The organism is Pseudomonas thermotolerans DSM 14292, assembly GCF_000364625.1.
GTDB classification, from domain to species: Bacteria; Pseudomonadota; Gammaproteobacteria; order Pseudomonadales; family Pseudomonadaceae; genus Aquipseudomonas; species Aquipseudomonas thermotolerans.
This window is the reverse complement of the sequence record NZ_KB822614.1, coordinates 62,283-78,496: the sequence shown is the minus strand read 5'-3', so window position 1 is coordinate 78,496 and position 16,214 is coordinate 62,283. Positions and strand designations below refer to the sequence as shown.

13 protein-coding genes are annotated in these 16,214 nt (G+C 69.0%); 9 read left to right on the top strand and 4 right to left on the bottom strand.

Features of this window, described 5'->3' with window-relative positions:
- Positions 1-36: 36 nt before the first annotated feature.
- Positions 37-963 carry a GGDEF domain-containing protein gene (locus tag H165_RS0112865; RefSeq protein ID WP_017939343.1) on the top strand — a complete coding sequence of 309 codons (927 nt, stop codon included), beginning with the start codon at positions 37-39 and terminating at the stop codon, positions 961-963.
- Positions 964-967: 4 nt separating this feature from the next.
- Here H165_RS0112865 and H165_RS0112860 read toward each other — a convergent pair whose 3' ends face one another.
- Positions 968-1,591, bottom strand: a complete 624-nt coding sequence (locus H165_RS0112860) for a TetR/AcrR family transcriptional regulator (protein ID WP_017939342.1) — start codon at positions 1,589-1,591, stop codon at positions 968-970.
- Between the two features lie 185 nt (positions 1,592-1,776).
- Between H165_RS0112860 and H165_RS0112855 the strand changes: the two genes are divergently transcribed.
- The 8 genes from H165_RS0112855 to H165_RS0112820 all read left to right on the top strand — a co-directional run bounded on the left by H165_RS0112855 (position 1,777) and on the right by H165_RS0112820 (position 13,257).
- Complete coding sequence (locus tag H165_RS0112855; RefSeq protein ID WP_017939341.1) at positions 1,777-3,564, top strand: acyclic terpene utilization AtuA family protein; 1,788 nt, start codon at positions 1,777-1,779, stop codon at positions 3,562-3,564.
- Between the two features lie 58 nt (positions 3,565-3,622).
- Positions 3,623-4,492 carry an SDR family oxidoreductase gene (locus H165_RS0112850; RefSeq protein WP_017939340.1) on the top strand — a complete coding sequence of 290 codons (870 nt, stop codon included), beginning with the start codon at positions 3,623-3,625 and terminating at the stop codon, positions 4,490-4,492.
- Between the two features lie 5 nt (positions 4,493-4,497).
- Positions 4,498-6,114 carry a geranyl-CoA carboxylase subunit beta gene (gene atuC, locus H165_RS0112845; RefSeq protein WP_017939339.1) on the top strand — a complete coding sequence of 539 codons (1,617 nt, stop codon included), beginning with the start codon at positions 4,498-4,500 and terminating at the stop codon, positions 6,112-6,114.
- Positions 6,115-6,272: 158 nt separating this feature from the next.
- The gene (atuD, locus tag H165_RS0112840) at positions 6,273-7,433 is read left to right on the top strand and encodes a citronellyl-CoA dehydrogenase (RefSeq protein ID WP_017939338.1); all 1,161 of its coding nucleotides are present in this window, start codon (positions 6,273-6,275) and stop codon (positions 7,431-7,433) included.
- A gap of 88 nt (positions 7,434-7,521) precedes the next feature.
- On the top strand, positions 7,522-8,316 hold the full coding sequence (locus H165_RS0112835) for an enoyl-CoA hydratase/isomerase family protein (protein WP_017939337.1): 795 nt from the start codon (positions 7,522-7,524) through the stop codon (positions 8,314-8,316).
- Positions 8,317-8,391: 75 nt separating this feature from the next.
- Entirely contained in the window at positions 8,392-10,380 is a 1,989-nt protein-coding gene (atuF, locus tag H165_RS0112830) for a geranyl-CoA carboxylase subunit apha (protein WP_017939336.1), read from the top strand.
- A 60-nt stretch (positions 10,381-10,440) separates the two neighbouring features.
- The gene (locus tag H165_RS0112825) at positions 10,441-11,265 is read left to right on the top strand and encodes an SDR family oxidoreductase (RefSeq protein ID WP_017939335.1); all 825 of its coding nucleotides are present in this window, start codon (positions 10,441-10,443) and stop codon (positions 11,263-11,265) included.
- Positions 11,266-11,430: 165 nt separating this feature from the next.
- Positions 11,431-13,257, top strand: a complete 1,827-nt coding sequence (locus H165_RS0112820) for a long-chain-acyl-CoA synthetase (protein ID WP_017939334.1) — start codon at positions 11,431-11,433, stop codon at positions 13,255-13,257.
- A 73-nt stretch (positions 13,258-13,330) separates the two neighbouring features.
- Here H165_RS0112820 and H165_RS0112815 read toward each other — a convergent pair whose 3' ends face one another.
- Genes H165_RS0112815 through H165_RS0112805 form a run of 3 tightly spaced genes read right to left on the bottom strand, consistent with a single transcriptional unit; the run spans position 13,331 to position 16,208 of the window.
- A complete protein-coding gene (locus H165_RS0112815) occupies positions 13,331-13,939 on the bottom strand; it encodes a hypothetical protein (protein ID WP_017939333.1) in 609 nt (202 codons plus the stop codon).
- Positions 13,936-14,535 carry an RNA polymerase sigma factor gene (locus tag H165_RS0112810; protein WP_017939332.1) on the bottom strand — a complete coding sequence of 200 codons (600 nt, stop codon included), beginning with the start codon at positions 14,533-14,535 and terminating at the stop codon, positions 13,936-13,938. The genes H165_RS0112815 and H165_RS0112810 overlap by 4 nt, the downstream gene beginning before the upstream one ends.
- On the bottom strand, positions 14,532-16,208 hold the full coding sequence (locus H165_RS0112805; RefSeq protein ID WP_017939331.1) for a vWA domain-containing protein: 1,677 nt from the start codon (positions 16,206-16,208) through the stop codon (positions 14,532-14,534). Before H165_RS0112805 ends, H165_RS0112810 begins: the two co-directional genes overlap by 4 nt.
- Positions 16,209-16,214 lie beyond the last annotated feature (6 nt).

Here is a 16,214-nt window from a genome sequence, read left to right as displayed (position 1 = left end):
ATCGCTGCTTTATGCATCAGAGGCTCTACCGAAATCATGCTGCCCCCAAGCCACTCCAACACCATCGACTTCGATGCCGCCAAACTCCAGCGTCTGGGCTTTCCCGCCAGGCGCAAGGCCACTCTGCATCCGCGCAGCCTCGCCCAGCTGCGCCAGCAGCTGAACCTGCAGCTGCAGACCAGCCTGGAGCTGGAGCGCATCCTCGAGGTGTTCTTCCAGGAAGTGCAGCAGCTGATTCCGCTGAATGCCCTGGTCTACCAGATGCCGGCCCACGACCTGCGCCTGGAGTTCGGTGAACGGGCCACCCATTCGGCCAGCTACCACCTCAGCCACGACGGCGACTACCTGGGCGAGCTGACCTTCCGCCGCAACCAGCGCTTCAGCGACGAAGAGCTGGGCCAGTTGGAATCGCTGCTCGCCTGTCTGCTCTTCCCCCTGCGCAATGCCCTGCTCTACCGCGCCGCGGTGCAGAGCGCGCTGCGCGACCCGCTGACCGGTACCGGCAACCGCATCGCCATGGACCAGGCCCTGCAGCGCGAGGTGGACCTGGCGCGGCGCAGCCTGCAGCCACTGTCCCTGCTGATGCTGGATCTGGATCACTTCAAGCGGATCAACGACACCCACGGCCACGGGGTCGGCGACGAGGTGCTGCGCTCGGTGGCCGGCGCCCTGAAGCGCCAGCTGCGCAACGTGGACATGGTGTTCCGCTTCGGCGGCGAGGAATTCCTCGTGCTGCTCTCCAACACCAGCCGCGAAGCCGCCGCGCTGGTCGGCGAACGCCTGCGCCATGCGGTGGAGAACCTCCAGTGCGCCGTGGAAGGCAAGCCGCTGCAGCTGTCCATCAGCCTCGGCTGCGCCACCCTGCAGCCGGGCGAGTCGGCCCGCAGTCTGCTGCGCCGCGCCGACGACGCGCTCTACGTCGCCAAGCGCGAAGGCCGCAACCGCCTCAGCATGGCGAGCTGAGGCGCTAGCCCTCCTTGATCACCAGGGTCAGCGCCGCCTCGGCCAGCTGATCCAGACTCATCGAGCCCTCGGCGCGGTACCAGGTGGTGGTCCAGGACAGCGCGCCGGTCAGGAAACGGCGCAGGATGAAGGGATCGCCCTTGAAATAGCCGGCCTCCTTCGCCTCGCTCAGCACGTCCATCCAGAGTTCCTCGTAGAGGTCGCGCAGCTTGAGGATGTGGGCCTGGCCCTGCTCCGACAGCGAGCGCCACTCGAACACCAGCACCGCCATGGCCTCGCCGGTGCCGCCGATGATCGACTGCAGTTCGCAGCGGATCAGCGCCAGCACCCGTTCGCGCACCGTGCCCGCCTCGGCCAGCGCCGCGCGCATCAGCGCAATGTTGTAGAGGATGGTCTCCTCCATCACCGAGCGGAGGATCTCGTCCTTGCTCTTGAAGTGGTGAAAGATGCTGCCGGACTGGATGCCCACTGCGCTGGCCAGGTCGCGCACCGTGGTGCGCTCGAAGCCCTTGGTCCGGAACAGGTGCGCCGCCGTCTGCAGCAGCTTGCCACGCGGGCTTTCCGGGTCCGTCACCTGCCCACTCTCGACCAGCGTGCGGAGCACTTCGCGGGACTTCTGTTCTTCCACCTTCGTTTCTCCTTCCCGTCCGGACGGCCACGGCCATCGCTCGATGGCTGGCAATCTATGCGCTGGACCGCCCACCAAGCAAGCGCTCGGGGTATCTCCGGCGAATAAATTTGTCGCGGGGACTTTCAAACCAAGCGCTTGCTTGGTAATGTCATCGCACATCCTATGTGACGGGAACAATTCCAATGAGCAAGACCGTACGCATTGGCTGCGCCTCGGCCTTCTGGGGCGACACCTCCACCGCTGCCGCACAACTGGTACGCGGTGCCGAGTTGGACTATCTGGTATTCGACTACCTGGCCGAGATCACCATGTCGATCATGGCCGGGGCCCGCCTGAAGAATCCCCAGGAGGGCTACGCCAAGGACTTCGTCGAAGTGCTGGCGCCCCTGCTGGGCGAGATCGCCACGAAGAAGATCCGCGTCATCAGCAACGCCGGCGGGGTCAACCCCAGCGCCTGCGCCGCGGCCATGGCCGCCGCCTGCGAGAAGGCCGGCGTGAACCTGAAGATCGCCGTGCTGCACGGCGACAGCCTGCAGAACAAGGTGGGCGAACTGGCCAAGGCCGGCACCAGGGAGATGTTCAGCGGCGCGCCCATGCCGCCCATGTGCGTCTCGGTGAATGCCTACCTGGGCGCCCCGGGCATCGTCGAGGCGCTCAAGCAGGGTGCCGACATCGTCATCACCGGCCGCGTGGTGGACAGCGCGGTGGTCACCGGCGCGCTGGTCCATGAATTCGGCTGGGCCTGGAACGACTACGACCGCCTGGCCCAGTCCGCCCTGGCCGGCCATCTGGTGGAATGCGGCGCGCAGAGCACCGGCGGCAACTTCACCGACTGGCAGCTGGTGCCGGACTACGAACACATCGGCTTCCCGGTGCTGGAAGTGGAGGCCGACGGCAGCTTCGTGATTACCAAGCCGGAGAACACTGGCGGCCTGGTCACCCCCTTCACCGTCGGCGAGCAGATGCTCTACGAGATCGGCGACCCGCGCGCCTACCTGCTGCCCGACGTGGTCTGTGACTTCACCCAGGTGAAGCTCGAGCAGGCCGGCGACAACCGCGTGCGCGTCAGCGGCGCCCGTGGCCTGCCGCCCACCGACAGCTACAAGGTCAGCGCCACCTACCCGGACGGTTTCCGCTGCACCGCCAGCTGCGTGCTGGCCGGCATCGACGCCAAGGCCAAGGCCGAGCGGGTCGGTCAGGCCATCATCAACAAGACCAGCGAGATGTTCGCCGAGCGCGGCTGGGGCCCGTACCGCGAGGTGAGCATCGAGCTGCTCGGCAGCGAGGCCACCTACGGCGCCCACGGCCGACGCGGCGACACCCGCGAGCTGGTGGTCAAGCTGGCGGTCAGCCACGCCAAGAAGGAAGCCCTGGTGCTGTTCTCCAAGGAGATCGCCCAGGCCTCCACCGGCATGGCCCCGGGCCTCACCGGCATCGTCGGCGGCCGGCCCACCGTCTACCCGGTGATCCGCCTGTTCTCCTTCCTGGTGGACAAGAGCGCCTGTCAGCTGGAAGTGGAGATCGACGGCCAGCGCACCCCGGTCGTTCTGCCCAGCGTCGAGCGCTTCGACCCGGCGCAACTGGCCGAGGACCTCCCCGCACCGGAAGCCAGCGAAGCCGGCGAGGTCAGCGTGCCGCTGGTCAAGCTGGCGGTGGCCCGCTCCGGCGACAAGGGCAACCACAGCAACATCGGGGTGATGGCTCGCAAGCCCGAATACCTGCCATGGATCGCCCGCGCACTCACCCCCGGCGCGGTGGCCGAGTGGATGCAGCATGTGCTGGATCCGCAGACCGGCAAGGTCAGCCGCTGGTACCTGCCGGGCAGCCACAGCCTGAACTTCCTGCTGGAGAACGCCCTGGGCGGCGGCGGTGTCGCCAGCCTGCGCATCGACCCCCAGGGCAAGGCCTTCGCCCAGCAGCTGCTGGAGTTCCCGGTGGCGGTGCCCAGGGCGCTGGCCGAACAACTCTGACCCATGCACGGGCGGCCAGCGCGCCGCCCCTGGCTTCAACCCAATTCGGAACTCGACAATGCGCTACGACTCGGTATTCAGACCCGATCTCTTCGCCGGCCAGACCATCCTGGTGACCGGCGGCGGCAGCGGCATCGGCCGCTGCACCGCCCACGAACTGGCGTCCCTGGGGGCCCATGTGGTGCTGGTCGGTCGCAAGCCGGAGAAACTCGAGAAGACCGCCGCGGAGATCGTCGAGGACGGCGGCAGCGTCAGCTTCCACACCTGCGACATCCGCGAGGAGGAAGCGGTCAAGGCCATGGTCCGGGCCGTGGTCGAGGAACGCGGGCGCATCCACCACCTGGTCAACAACGCCGGCGGGCAGTTCCCGGCGCCGCTGGTGGGGATCAACCAGAAGGGCTTCGAGGCGGTGGTACGCACCAACCTGGTGGGCGGTTTCCTGGTGGCCAAGGAAGTCTTCATGCAGAGCATGTCCAAGCACGGCGGCAGCATCGTCAACATGCTCGCCGACATGTGGGGCGGCATGCCGGGCATGGGCCACTCCGGGGCGGCCCGCGCAGGCATGGACAACTTCACCAAGACCGCCGCCTACGAATGGGGCCACGCCGGGGTGCGGGTCAATGCCGTGGCCCCCGGCTGGGTGGCCTCCAGCGGCATGGACACCTACCCGGACGCCATGAAGAACATGATCCGCTCCCTCAAGGATCACGTGCCGCTGCAGCGCATCGCCACCGAGGCGGAGATCGCCTCGGCCATCGTCTTCCTGCTGTCCCCCGGCGCCAGCTTCATCAGCGGCGCCACCCTGCGCATCGACGGCGCCGCCAGCCTCGGCACCCGCGCCTGGACCCTGGGCAAGGCCCGCAACAGCGAGTCTTACAACGGTTTCCACCGCGCCTACCAACCCGACGTACTGAAGGACGGAGAATAAGAAAAATGCCCGTGATCCAGTCAGCAATCGACGTCCACGGCGAAGACTTCGCCCGCAACCGTGAGGCCATGCTGGCGGCCGTGGCCAGCTTCCGCGAAGTAGAGCGCAAGGTGCTGGAAAAGGCCCAGGAAGCCAAGCCGAAGTTCGAGCGACGCGGCCAACTGCTGCCCCGCGAGCGCCTCAACCTGCTGCTCGACCCCGGCGCCCCCTTCCTCGAGCTGTGCTCCCTGGCCGGCTACAAGCTGCACGACGACAAGGACGGCACCCAAGCCGGCGGCGGCATCATCGCCGGCATCGGCTACGTCGCCGGGGTGCGCTGCCTGGTGATCGCCAACAACAGCGCCATCAAGGGCGGCACCATTTCCCCCAGCGGCCTGAAGAAATCCCTGCGCCTGCAGCAGATCGCCTTCGAGAACAAGCTGCCGGTGGTCACCCTGGCGGAGAGCGGCGGCGCCAACCTCAACTATGCGGCGGAGATCTTCGTCGAGGGTGCCCGCGGCTTCGCCAACCAGGCGCGCATGTCGGCCATGGGCCTGCCGCAGATCACCGTGGTGCACGGCTCCTCAACCGCCGGCGGCGCCTACCAGCCGGGCCTCTCCGACTACGTGGTGGTGGTCCGCGGCAAGGCCAAGATGTTCCTCGCCGGCCCGCCGCTGCTCAAGGCCGCCACCGGGGAAATCGCCACCGACGAACAGCTGGGTGGCGCCGAGATGCACGCCCAGGTGGCCGGCACCGCCGAATACCTGGCCGAGAACGATGCCGACGGCGTGCGCATCGCTCGCGACATCATGGCCATGCTGCCCTGGAACCAGCAGCTGCCGGCCCGCCCGGCCAGAACCTGGCGCGAGCCGCTGTACCCGGCCGAGGAGCTGCTCGGCATAGTCCCGGCGGACGCCAAGAAGCCCTACGACGTGCGCGAGATCATCGCGCGCATCGCCGACGGCTCGGAGTTCCTCGACTTCAAGAACGAGTTCGACAGCCAGACCGTCTGCGGGCACTTGCAGATCGAGGGCCAGCCATGCGGCTTCATCGGCAACAACGGGCCGATCACCCCGCAGGGCGCGGCCAAGGCGGCGCAGTTCATCCAGCTCTGCGACCAGAGCAACACGCCGATCCTGTTCTTCCACAACACCACCGGCTTCATGGTCGGCACCGAGTCGGAGCAGAACGGCGTGATCAAGCACGGCTCGAAGATGATCCAGGCGGTGGCCAACGCCCGGGTGCCCAAGCTGACCATCGTGGTCGGCGGTTCCTACGGCGCCGGCAACTACGCCATGTGCGGGCGCGGCCTGGACCCGCGCTTCATCTTCGCCTGGCCGAACAGCCGCACCGCGGTGATGGGCGGCGCCCAGGCCGGCAAGGTGCTGCGCATCGTCACCGAGGAGAAGCATGCCAAGGAGGGCAAGGAGCCGGATCCGAAGATGCTCGACATGCTGGAACAGATGACCGCGCAGAAGCTCGACAGCCAGTCCACCGCGCTGTACGGCACCGCCAACCTGTGGGACGACGGGCTGATCGACCCGCGCGACACCCGCCGGCTGCTCGGCTACCTGCTGGACATCTGCGCCGAGGCCGCCGTGCGCCCGCTGAAGCCCAACACCTTCGGCGTGGCGCGGCTGTAAGCCGGCGCAGTCAGGCCCCTGCCGCGGCGGGGGTCGCAGCGAACCACCGCGCCGCCGGCCCGCCACACCAGGCCGGCACGCATGAATCGCCCGCCGCCCCTTCCGGGCCGGGCCAGGGAAAGGGGCAGACGAAGTCCCGAACGCAGGAGAACAAGAACATGCTCTTCACCCAGGAACACGAAGAAATCCGCCGCACGGTCCGCAACTTCGTCGACAAGGAAATCAACCCCTACGTGGACGAGTGGGAGAAGGAAGGCCGCTTCCCCATGCGGGAGATCTTCAAGAAGGCCGGCGACCTGGGCCTCTTGGGCATCTCCAAGCCGGAGAAGTTCGGCGGCATGGGCCTGGACTACAGCTACTCGATCGTCGCCGCCGAGGAGTTCGGTACCGCCCACTGCGGCGGCGTGCCGCTGTCCATCGGCGTGCAGACCGACATGTGCACCCCGGCCCTGGCCCGCTTCGGCTCCGACGAGCTGCGCGAGGAGTTCCTGCGCCCGGCCATCGCCGGCGACATGATCGGCTGCATCGGCGTTTCCGAGACCGGCGCCGGCTCCGACGTGGCGGGCCTGAAGACCACCGCCCGCAAGGACGGCGGCGACTACGTGATCAACGGCCACAAGATGTGGATCACCAACTCCCCGCAGGCCGACTTCATCTGCCTGCTGGCCAACACCAGCGACGACAAGCCGCACGTCAACAAGTCGCTGATCGTGGTGCCGATGAACACCCCGGGGATCACCGTCAGCCCGCCGCTGGACAAGCTGGGCATGCGCTCCTCGCAGACCGCCCAGGTGTTCTTCGACAACGTCCGGGTGCCGCAGCGCTACCGCATCGGCGCGGAAGGCGCCGGCTTCATGATGCAGATGCTGCAGTTCCAGGAGGAACGCCTGTTCGGCGCGGCCAACATCATCAAGGGCCTGGAATACTGCGTGGACGTCACCATCGACTACTGCAAGCAGCGCCACACCTTCGGCCAGCCGCTGATCGACAACCAGGTCATCCACTTCCGCATGGCCGAGCTGCAGACCGAAATCGAGGCCCTGCGCGCCCTCGTCTATCACGCCACCGAGCAGTACACCAAAGGCCGCGACGTCACCAAGCTGGCCTCCATGGCCAAGCTCAAGGCCGGCCGCCTGGGCCGCGAGGTCACCGATAGCTGCCTGCAGTACTGGGGCGGCATGGGCTTCATGTGGGACAACCCGGTGTCCCGCGCCTATCGCGACGTGCGCCTGGTGTCCATCGGCGGCGGTGCCGACGAGATCATGCTCGGCATCATCTGCAAGCTGATGGGCATCCTGCCGGGCAAGAAGAAGGGCTGAGTGCGCCTGCCCTCGTCCGGCGCCGTTTCCCCGCTCCTGGGGAGCGGCGCCGGACGGGGGCAAGCCAGAATCGTTCAAGGAGCCTGCCATGGCTGATCTACCCAACTGCGAAACCCTGCTGCTGAATCTCGACGCCGGCGTGCTGCACGTCACTCTGAACCGTCCCGACAGCCGCAACGCCATGAGCCTGGCCATGGTGTATGAGCTGCGCGCGGTGCTGGACAGCATGCGCCATGACGGCAGCGTGCGCGCCCTGGTGCTGCGCGGCGCCGGCGGCCACTTCTGCGCCGGCGGCGACATCAAGGACATGGCCAGCGCCCGCGCCAAGGGCCCGGACGCCTACCGCGAACTGAACCGCGCCTTCGGCGCCATGCTGGAGGAAGCCCAACGCATTCCCCAGGTACTGGTCGCGGTGCTGGAAGGCGCGGTGCTGGGCGGCGGCTTCGGTCTGGCCTGCGTGTCCGACATCGCCATCGCCGCCGAAACCAGCAAGTTCGGCCTGCCGGAAACCACTCTGGGCATCCTCCCGGCGCAGATCGCTCCCTTCGTGGTCAAGCGCGTCGGCCTCACCCAGGCGCGCCGCCTGGCCCTCACCGCCGCACGCTTCGACGGTGCGGAAGCCCTGCGTCTGGGCCTGGTGCACTACTGCGAGCCCGCCGAGCGCCTGGAGAACCGCCTCGGCGAGGTACTCGAGCAGATCCGCCAGTGCGCGCCCCAGGCCAACGCCCAGACCAAGGCCCTGCTGCTGGCCACCGAGCAGGAGGAGCTGGGCGCCCTGCTGGACCGCGCCGCCGAGCAGTTCGCCGCCGCGGTGACCGGCCCGGAAGGCATCGAGGGAACCATGGCCTTCGTGCAGAAACGCCCGGCCAAGTGGGCGCAGTGAGTCGCAGCACCTCTCCCTGATCCTCTCCTCCGCGGCGGAGAGGGTGAAAGAACCAACTTCAGCAGGAGCACCCAGATGCCCGCTTTCAACAAGATCCTGATCGCCAACCGTGGGGAAATCGCCTGCCGGGTGATGCGCACCGCCAGGGACCTGGGCTACCGCACCGTGGCGGTCTACTCCGAGGCCGACGCCAACGCCCGCCACGTGCAGCTGGCCGACGAGGCCGTGTGCATCGGCCCGGCCCAGGTCAACCAGTCCTACCTGGTGATCGACAACATCATCGCCGCCGCGAAGAAAACCGGCGCCGACGCCATCCACCCCGGCTACGGCTTCCTCTCCGAGAACGCCGACTTCGCCCGCGCCTGCGAAGCCGCCGGCATCGTGTTCATCGGTCCCACGGTGGAGGCCATCCACCTGATGGGCTCCAAGCGCCTGTCGAAGATCGCCATGCTGGAGGCCGGCGTGCCCTGCATCCCCGGCTACGAGGGCGCCGACCAGGACGACGAGACCCTGATCCGCGAGGCCGAGCGCATCGGCTACCCGCTGATGATCAAGGCCAGTGCCGGCGGCGGCGGGCGCGGGATGCGCCTGGTGCAGCGCGCCGAGGAACTGGTGGCCCAGCTGCGCACCGCCCGCTCCGAGGCGCAGAACGCCTTCGGCTCCGGCGAGCTGATCCTCGAGAAGGCGGTGATCCAGCCGCGCCACGTGGAGATCCAGGTGTTCGGCGACCAGCACGGCAACATCGTCTACCTGGGCGAGCGCGACTGCTCGGTACAACGCCGCCACCAGAAGGTCATCGAGGAAGCGCCCTGCCCGGTGATGACCCCGGAGCTGCGCCGCGCCATGGGCGAGGCGGCGGTCAAGGCGGCGGCCGCGGTCAACTACGTGGGCGCCGGCACCGTGGAGTTCCTCCTCGACGCCAGCGGTGCCTTCTACTTCCTGGAAATGAACACCCGCCTGCAGGTGGAGCACCCGGTCACCGAGCTGGTCACCGGCCAGGACCTGGTGGCCTGGCAGATCCGCGTCGCCGCCGGCCAGCCGCTGCCGCTCAAGCAGGAGGACATCCGCATCGACGGTCACGCCATCGAGGTGCGCCTGTACGCCGAGGACGCCGCCAGCAACTTCCTGCCGCAGACCGGCCAGGTGCTGCGTTGGGAGCCGGAGCTGTTCGACGGCATCCGCATCGACCACGGCCTGGTCGAGGGCCAGCCGGTGACGCCCTTCTACGACCCCATGCTGGCCAAGCTGATCGCCTACGGAGCGACCCGTGACGAGGCGCGCCGCAAGCTGATCCGCGCCGTGGAAGACTGCGTGCTGCTCGGCGTCAAGGCCAACCAGCGCTTCCTCGCCAACCTGCTGGCCCACCCGGTGTTCGCCGAAGGCGGGGCCACCACCGCGTTCATCGCCGAGCACTTCGCCGCCGACCCCAGCCTGGCCCCGCAGCCGCCGCGCGCCGCCGAACTGGCGGTGGCCGCCGCCCTGCTCTACCAAGCCTCGGCGCTGGCCAACGCCCATCAGCACGGCCTGGCCGGCTGGCGCAACGTGGAGAACGCGCCCTGGCGCTTCACCCTCAGGCACGGCGAGCAGAAGCACGTGGTGGCTCTTGAAGTCACCGCCAGCGGCGACCAGCCGGGCTTCACCGCGCGGATCGGCGAAACCAGCCTGGAGCTGGTGCTGCTGGCCAGCGACGGTCGCTGGGCCACGCTGCAGATCGACGGCGTGCGCCGCCGCCTGGCCTATCATCTGGATGGCCAGCGGCTCTGGCTGCACGGCCACGCCGGCAACCTGGAGCTGCTCGACGTCACCCACGAGCCGGCCGGCGCCCAGGACGCCGCCAGCTCTGGCACCGTCAAGGCGCCCATGGACGGCGCCATCGTCGACGTGCTGGTGGCCGAGGGCGACCGGGTCGCCAAGGGCCAGCTGCTGGTGGTGCTGGAGGCGATGAAGATGGAACACCCGCTCAAGGCCGGGGTGGACGGCATCGTCCGGCGCATCCAGACCAGCAAGGGCGACCAGGTGAAGAGCCGCCAGGTGCTGGTGGAGGTCGAGGCGGCCGAAGGCTGATCCGCAGCGCGGCCGGTCCCGCCGGGGCCGGCCCTCGCGGCACGAGGAGGGAGGAGCAGCATGTCCCTGCAAGGCAAGACCCTGTTCATCACCGGCGCCAGCCGCGGCATCGGCCGCGAGATCGCCCTGCGCGCCGCTCGCGACGGCGCCAATGTAGTGATCGCGGCGAAGAGCGCCGAACCCCATCCCAAGCTGGCCGGCACCATCTTCAGCGTCGCCGAGGAGGTCGAGGCCGCCGGCGGCAAGGCCCTGCCCCTGCAGCTGGACGTGCGTGACGAGCAGGCGGTGCGCGCCGCCATGGCCCGGGCCGCCGAGCAGTTCGGCGGCATCGACGCGCTGGTCAACAACGCCGGGGCGATCCGCCTGCTCGGCGTCGAACAGCTGGAGCCCAAGCGCTTCGACCTGATGTACCAGATCAACACCCGCGCGGTGCTGGTCTGCAGCCAGGCGGCCCTGCCCTACCTCAAGCAGAGCGCCAACGGCCACATCCTCAGCCTGTCGCCGCCGCTCAACCTGGCCAGCAAGTGGTTCGCCAGCCACGGCCCCTACACGGTCACCAAGTACGGCATGAGCATGCTCACCCTGGGCATGAGCGAGGAGTTCAAGAAGTACGGCATCAGCGTCAACGCCCTCTGGCCGCGGACCATCATCGCCACCGCGGCCATCGAGTTCGAGCTGGGCGGTCGGGAGATCTTTAGATACGCGCGCACCCCGGCGATCATGGCCGATGCCGCCCACGCCATCCTCAGCAGCAGCGGCCGCACGATCACCGGACGCCTGCTGATCGACGAGGAGATCCTCCGCGAACGGGGAGTCAGCGACTTCGAGCAGTACCGCGTCGATCCCGATGGCGGCCCGCTGACCAGCGACCTGTTTCTCGACTGAGCAGCCCCCTCCCAGAGGAGAAAGGATGGGCCGGGCGGTCCTGCGCCGTGCCCGGCCATTCGCCGATCTGCCCCTGGTGGCACGCGCCAGGGTCATAGGCGTCCCCGCAACCTGCCTTTACAGTCCCTCGCCACAGCAAGAACGCTGACCACGAGCGCGAAAAGCATGTCCGACGTCGACCTGATCACCACAGCCCGATTCCTGCGCCGCCTGCCGTCCATGGCCATCCGCGCCCCGCGGGCACTGCGCGGCCTCTACTACACCGGGATCCGCAACCGCGAGAAGAACCTCTCCCTGGCCTGGGCCCTGGAGCGCGCCGCGCGCCTCAACCCGGAACGCCCGGCGCTGCTCCAGGACCAGCGACGCCTTAGCTACGCCGCCTTCAACGCCTGGGCCAACCGCCTGGCCCGCGCCCTGCAAGCCGAGGGAGTACGCCACGGCAGCGTGGTGGCGGTGATGCTGGAGAACCGCCTGGAAATCTTCGCGGTGCTCGCCGCCCTGGCCAAGCTCGGCGCCGTGGCCGCGCTGATCAACACTACCCAGCGCGGCCAGGTGCTCACCCATAGCCTGAACCTGGTCAAGCCCAGCCACTTCGTGGTCGGGGAGGAGCTGCACGAGGTCTTCGAGAGCGTGCGTGCCTCGGTACATCACGCCGACCGCCACCTCTACTGGCTGGCCGACCGCGACACCCTGGTGGACCCCGGCGAGGCACCGGCCGGCTGGGCCAACCTGGCGCGCCTGGCCGAAGGCCAGGCCGAAGGCAACCTGCCGAGCAGCGCCCAGGTGCGCATGAAGGACGCCTGCTTCCTGATCTACACCTCGGGCACCACCGGCCTACCCAAGGCCTCGATCATGAGCCACGGCAAATGGATCAAGGCCTATGGCGGCTTCGGCCATTCCGGGTTGGGCCTGACCAGCGCCGACGTGCTCTACCTAACCCTGCCCTGCTACCACAACAACGCGGTCACCGTGTGCTGGGGCGCGGCCCTGGCCGGCAGCGCCGCCATCGCCCTGCGCCGCAAGTTCTCCGCCAGCGCCTTCTGGGCCGACGTGGCCCGCTACCGCGCCACCTGCTTCGGCTACATCGGCGAGCTGTGCCGCTACCTGCTCAACCAGCCGGAGTGCCCGGAGGAGATCGACAACAGCCTGACCTGCATGATCGGCAACGGCCTGCGCCCGTCGATCTGGAACGAGTTCAAGGAACGCTTCGGCATCGAGCGGGTGGTGGAGTTCTACGCCTCCAGCGAGGGCAACATCGGCTTCACCAACGTCTTCAACTTCGACAACACCGTAGGCTTCTCCCCAGCGCCCTACGCCATCGTCCGCTACGACCTGGAGAACGACCGCCCGGTGCGCGGCAAGAAGGGTTTCATGGAGAAGGTCGCCAAGGGCGAGCCTGGCTTGCTGATCAGCGAGATCACCGACAAATGGCCGTTCGACGGCTACACCGATCCGGAAAAGAGCGAGGCGGTGATCTTTCGCGACGTGTTCAGGAAGGGCGACGCCTGGTTCAACACCGGCGACCTGATGCGTGACATCGGCTTCAAGCACGCCCAGTTCGTCGACCGTCTCGGCGACACCTTCCGCTGGAAGGGCGAGAATGTTTCCACCACCGAGGTGGAGAACGTCCTGGCCACCTTCCCGGGCATCGAGGACGCGGTGGTGTACGGCGTGGAGATCCCCGGCACCAACGGCCGCTGCGGCATGGCCGCGCTGCGCCTGCGCGCCGGCACGGAGCTGGACCGCGAGGCCCTGGCCGCGCACCTGGACCGCGAGCTGCCGGCCTACGCCATCCCGCTGTTCCTGCGCCTGCTGGCCCAGGTGGAGACCACCGGCACCTTCAAGTACAAGAAGGCCGACCTGAAGAAGGCCGCCTACGATCCGCAGCAGGTGACCGACCCGCTGTTCGTCCGCCTGCCCGGCGAGGCCGGCTACCGCGTCCTGGATGCCGAGCTGTACCAGCGCATCCAGCGCGGCGACTATCGCTTCTGACCCAGCCGCCGGGGCCTAACCGCCCCGGTTCCCTCTCCCGGCGCCCGTTCACGCCACGACCGCGCCCCCCGGCTCAGCGCGCCCGCTCCAGGCGTTGCAGCTCGGCCTCGATGTCCAGCTCCGGCCAGTCCTGACGCAGCCGTTCCTGCAGCCGTTCGGCGTCTGCCGCCCGGCCCTCACGGCGCAGCTCCAGCAGGCGCTGCAGGCTCCGCTGCGGCTCGGCGAGGACCTTGGCGGCACTGCGCTCGGCCTCACGGAGCGCCTGTTCGGCGCGCAGGGGGGCAGCGGCCGGGACGGCGAGCCGCGGCTGGAACTCCGGCGGCGGCGCGCTCTTGGCCCGGGGCTGGGGCGCCGGAGCGTCGTAGGTCATGGCCTCGACCGGGGCGTCGAGGCCTGCCGGCGGCACCTGCTGCAGGGTGCGCCAGGTCAGGCTCAGGCCGATGCCCAGACAGGCCACCCCGGCCAGCGCCAGGGACCAGCGCGGCTGGCGGCCGCCGCCGGCCAGCCAGGCCTTGAGGCGCTGCCAGCGGGATGGCCCGGGCGCCTGGCAGGCGGCACGGGCCGCGGCGAGGATGCGGGCGTCCAGGGTCGCCGAGGGCTCGTCCCTGGTGTGCTGGCGGAAATGCTCCAGCAGTTGCTGTTCGCGACCGGGTTCGCGTTCCGGCTGACGGGCGCTGGTCATGCGGATACCTCCTCGGCGGTCGGGTCGGCGAGCAGGCGCCGCAACTTGTTCACGGCGTAGCGCAGCCGGCTCTTCACGGTTTCCGCCGGGGTCTGGGTCAGTTCGGCAATCTCCACCAGTTCCAGGTCGGCATGGGCACGCAGCAGGAACACCTCGCGCTGCTCGGCCGGCAGGTCGGCCAGGGCGGCCTGCAGGCGCTCGCGGTCGCGGGCCAGGCCGAGCTGCTGCTCCGGAGTCGGCGCCGGATCCGCCTCGGCGTGCTGGCGCTCGTCGAACTGGTCGTACAGCGCTTCGCGCCGGCCCAGCTTGCGCCAGTGGTCAATCAGTCGGTTGCGGGCGATCTGGTACAGCCAGGTCTTGAACTGCACCGCCTCGCGCTGCTCGCTGGCGCTGCGGATCAGGCTCAGCCAGGTTTCCTGGAAGACTTCCTCGGCCAGGCTCTGGTCGCCGCACAGGCCGCAGAGGAAACGGAACAGGCCGAGGCGATGCCGCGCATAGAGCACGGCGAAGACCTCGGCATCGCCGCGCCGGTAGCGGCGCAGCAGCTCGGCGTCGGCGAGCGGACTGTCGGTGACGGGAATGACGGGCACCCTCATTCGACCCTGGCAGTGGCGGAGCGGCCATTCTGCGATGCCTGCAGGACGGACGCCAGCTCCACCAGCTGGACGAATTCGCCGCGCAGGCCGAAGGGGTCCTCGCCGCGGGCGCCACGGGCCAGCTCGGCGCTGTCCGCCATGCTGAAGTCGCCGGTGTACTGGCCGCCCTTGAGCTGCTGGGCGAACGCCGCCACCGCCGCGGCGAAGCGCAGGTCCTCGCTGGCCTGGGCGATCGCTCGCGGCGCTTCGGCGAGCACCGGCACCTCCAGCAGGCGGCTGCGTTCCGCCTCCGGCGCCTTGTAGCGGATGCGCAGCCAGGCCAGCTCTTGGCTGTCGTTCTCCGTCATCCTGGCCGGCTGGTAGCGCAGCGGCTCCAGCCAGCCACGGGCGCCCGCCGGGACGATCTCGTAGAGCGCGGTCACCGTGTGCCCGGCCCCGACCTCCCCGGCATCCACCTTGTCGTTGGCGAAGTCCTCGCGGCGTAGCTGACGGTTCTCGTAGCCGAGCAGGCGGTATTCGCTGACCCAGGCGGGGTTGAACTCGATCTGTAGCTTGACGTCGCGGGCCACGGTGGCCAGGGTGGAGCTGAGCTGCTCCACTAGCACCTTGCGCGCCTCGCGCAGGTTGTCGATGTAGGCGTAGTTGCCGTCGCCGGCATCGGCCAGCTGCTCCATCAGCTGCTCGTTGTAGTTGCCGGTACCGAAGCCCAGGGTGGTCAGCGACACCCCGCTGCGCCGCTGACTGGTAACCAGTTGCTTGAGACTCTCGAAGTCGCTGGTACCGACGTTGAAGTCGCCGTCGGTGGCCAGCAGGATGCGATTGATGCCGCCGGCGATGAAACCCTGGCGGGCCTGCTGGTAAGCCAGCTGGATGCCCGCCTCGCCGACCGTGGCGCCGCCGGCGCTCAGCTCCTCGATGGCCGCGCGGATCCTGGCTTTGTCGCGTCCCGAGGTGGGGGCGAGCACCAGCCGCGAGTCGCCGGCGTAGGTCACCAGGGATACCCGGTCCTCTTCGCGCAGCTGCTCGACCAGCAGGCCCAAGGTGGCCTTGACCAGCGGCAGGCCCTCGGGGCGCTCCATGGAGCCGGAGACATCCACCAGGAACACCAGGTTGGCCGGCGGCAGCTCCTCCACCCGGCGATCGGAGGCCTTGATGGCGATGCGCAGCAGGCGGGTCTCGGGGTTCCAGGGAGTCACCGCCAGCTCGGTGCTCACCCCGAAGGGCGCGTCACCCTTGGGCAGCGGATAGGCGTAGGGGAAGTAGTTGACCATCTCCTCCAGGCGCACCGCCTCGGCCGGTGGCAGCCGGCCGCTGTCGAGGAAGCGCCGCACGTTGGCATAGGCGCCGGTGTCCACGTCGGTGCTGAAGGTGGACACCGGCGCCTCGGCCACCGCCTGCACCGGGTTGTCGGCGAAGCGCTGGTAGCGTTCGCGCCCCTCGTCGCGGTAATGGCTCGGCAGCCGTTCGGCCCTGGGCGCCGGCATCACCGTGGGCATGGCGGCCAGCGGCACGCGGGCGGCGAGCCTGGCCTTGCCGGCAGCCAGGGCGCGGCTCTGCGCCTTCTGCTGGACGGCGGCCTCTTCACGCGGCGGCTCGGCCGGTGGCTGACTGCAGGCGATCAGGGCCAGCGATAGGACACAAAGCAGTGGCGGGCGAAGCGGGGTGGGCAGCATGGCGTC

Bases quoted from the DNA above. Each gene is read 5' to 3' on its own strand.
- H165_RS0112815 (WP_017939333.1), bottom strand. From the start codon at position 13,939: ATGACCAGCGCCCGTCAGCCGGAACGCGAACCCGGTCGCGAACAGCAA.
- H165_RS0112835 (WP_017939337.1), top strand. From the start codon at position 7,522: ATGGCTGATCTACCCAACTGCGAAACCCTGCTGCTGAATCTCGACGCC.
- H165_RS0112855 (WP_017939341.1), top strand. From the start codon at position 1,777: ATGAGCAAGACCGTACGCATTGGCTGCGCCTCGGCCTTCTGGGGCGAC.
- H165_RS0112805 (WP_017939331.1), bottom strand. From the start codon at position 16,208: ATGCTGCCCACCCCGCTTCGCCCGCCACTGCTTTGTGTCCTATCGCTG.
- H165_RS0112820 (WP_017939334.1), top strand. From the start codon at position 11,431: ATGTCCGACGTCGACCTGATCACCACAGCCCGATTCCTGCGCCGCCTG.
- atuD (WP_017939338.1), top strand. From the start codon at position 6,273: ATGCTCTTCACCCAGGAACACGAAGAAATCCGCCGCACGGTCCGCAAC.
- H165_RS0112850 (WP_017939340.1), top strand. From the start codon at position 3,623: ATGCGCTACGACTCGGTATTCAGACCCGATCTCTTCGCCGGCCAGACC.
- atuF (WP_017939336.1), top strand. From the start codon at position 8,392: ATGCCCGCTTTCAACAAGATCCTGATCGCCAACCGTGGGGAAATCGCC.
- H165_RS0112810 (WP_017939332.1), bottom strand. From the start codon at position 14,535: ATGAGGGTGCCCGTCATTCCCGTCACCGACAGTCCGCTCGCCGACGCC.
- atuC (WP_017939339.1), top strand. From the start codon at position 4,498: ATGCCCGTGATCCAGTCAGCAATCGACGTCCACGGCGAAGACTTCGCC.
- H165_RS0112825 (WP_017939335.1), top strand. From the start codon at position 10,441: ATGTCCCTGCAAGGCAAGACCCTGTTCATCACCGGCGCCAGCCGCGGC.
- H165_RS0112865 (WP_017939343.1), top strand. From the start codon at position 37: ATGCTGCCCCCAAGCCACTCCAACACCATCGACTTCGATGCCGCCAAA.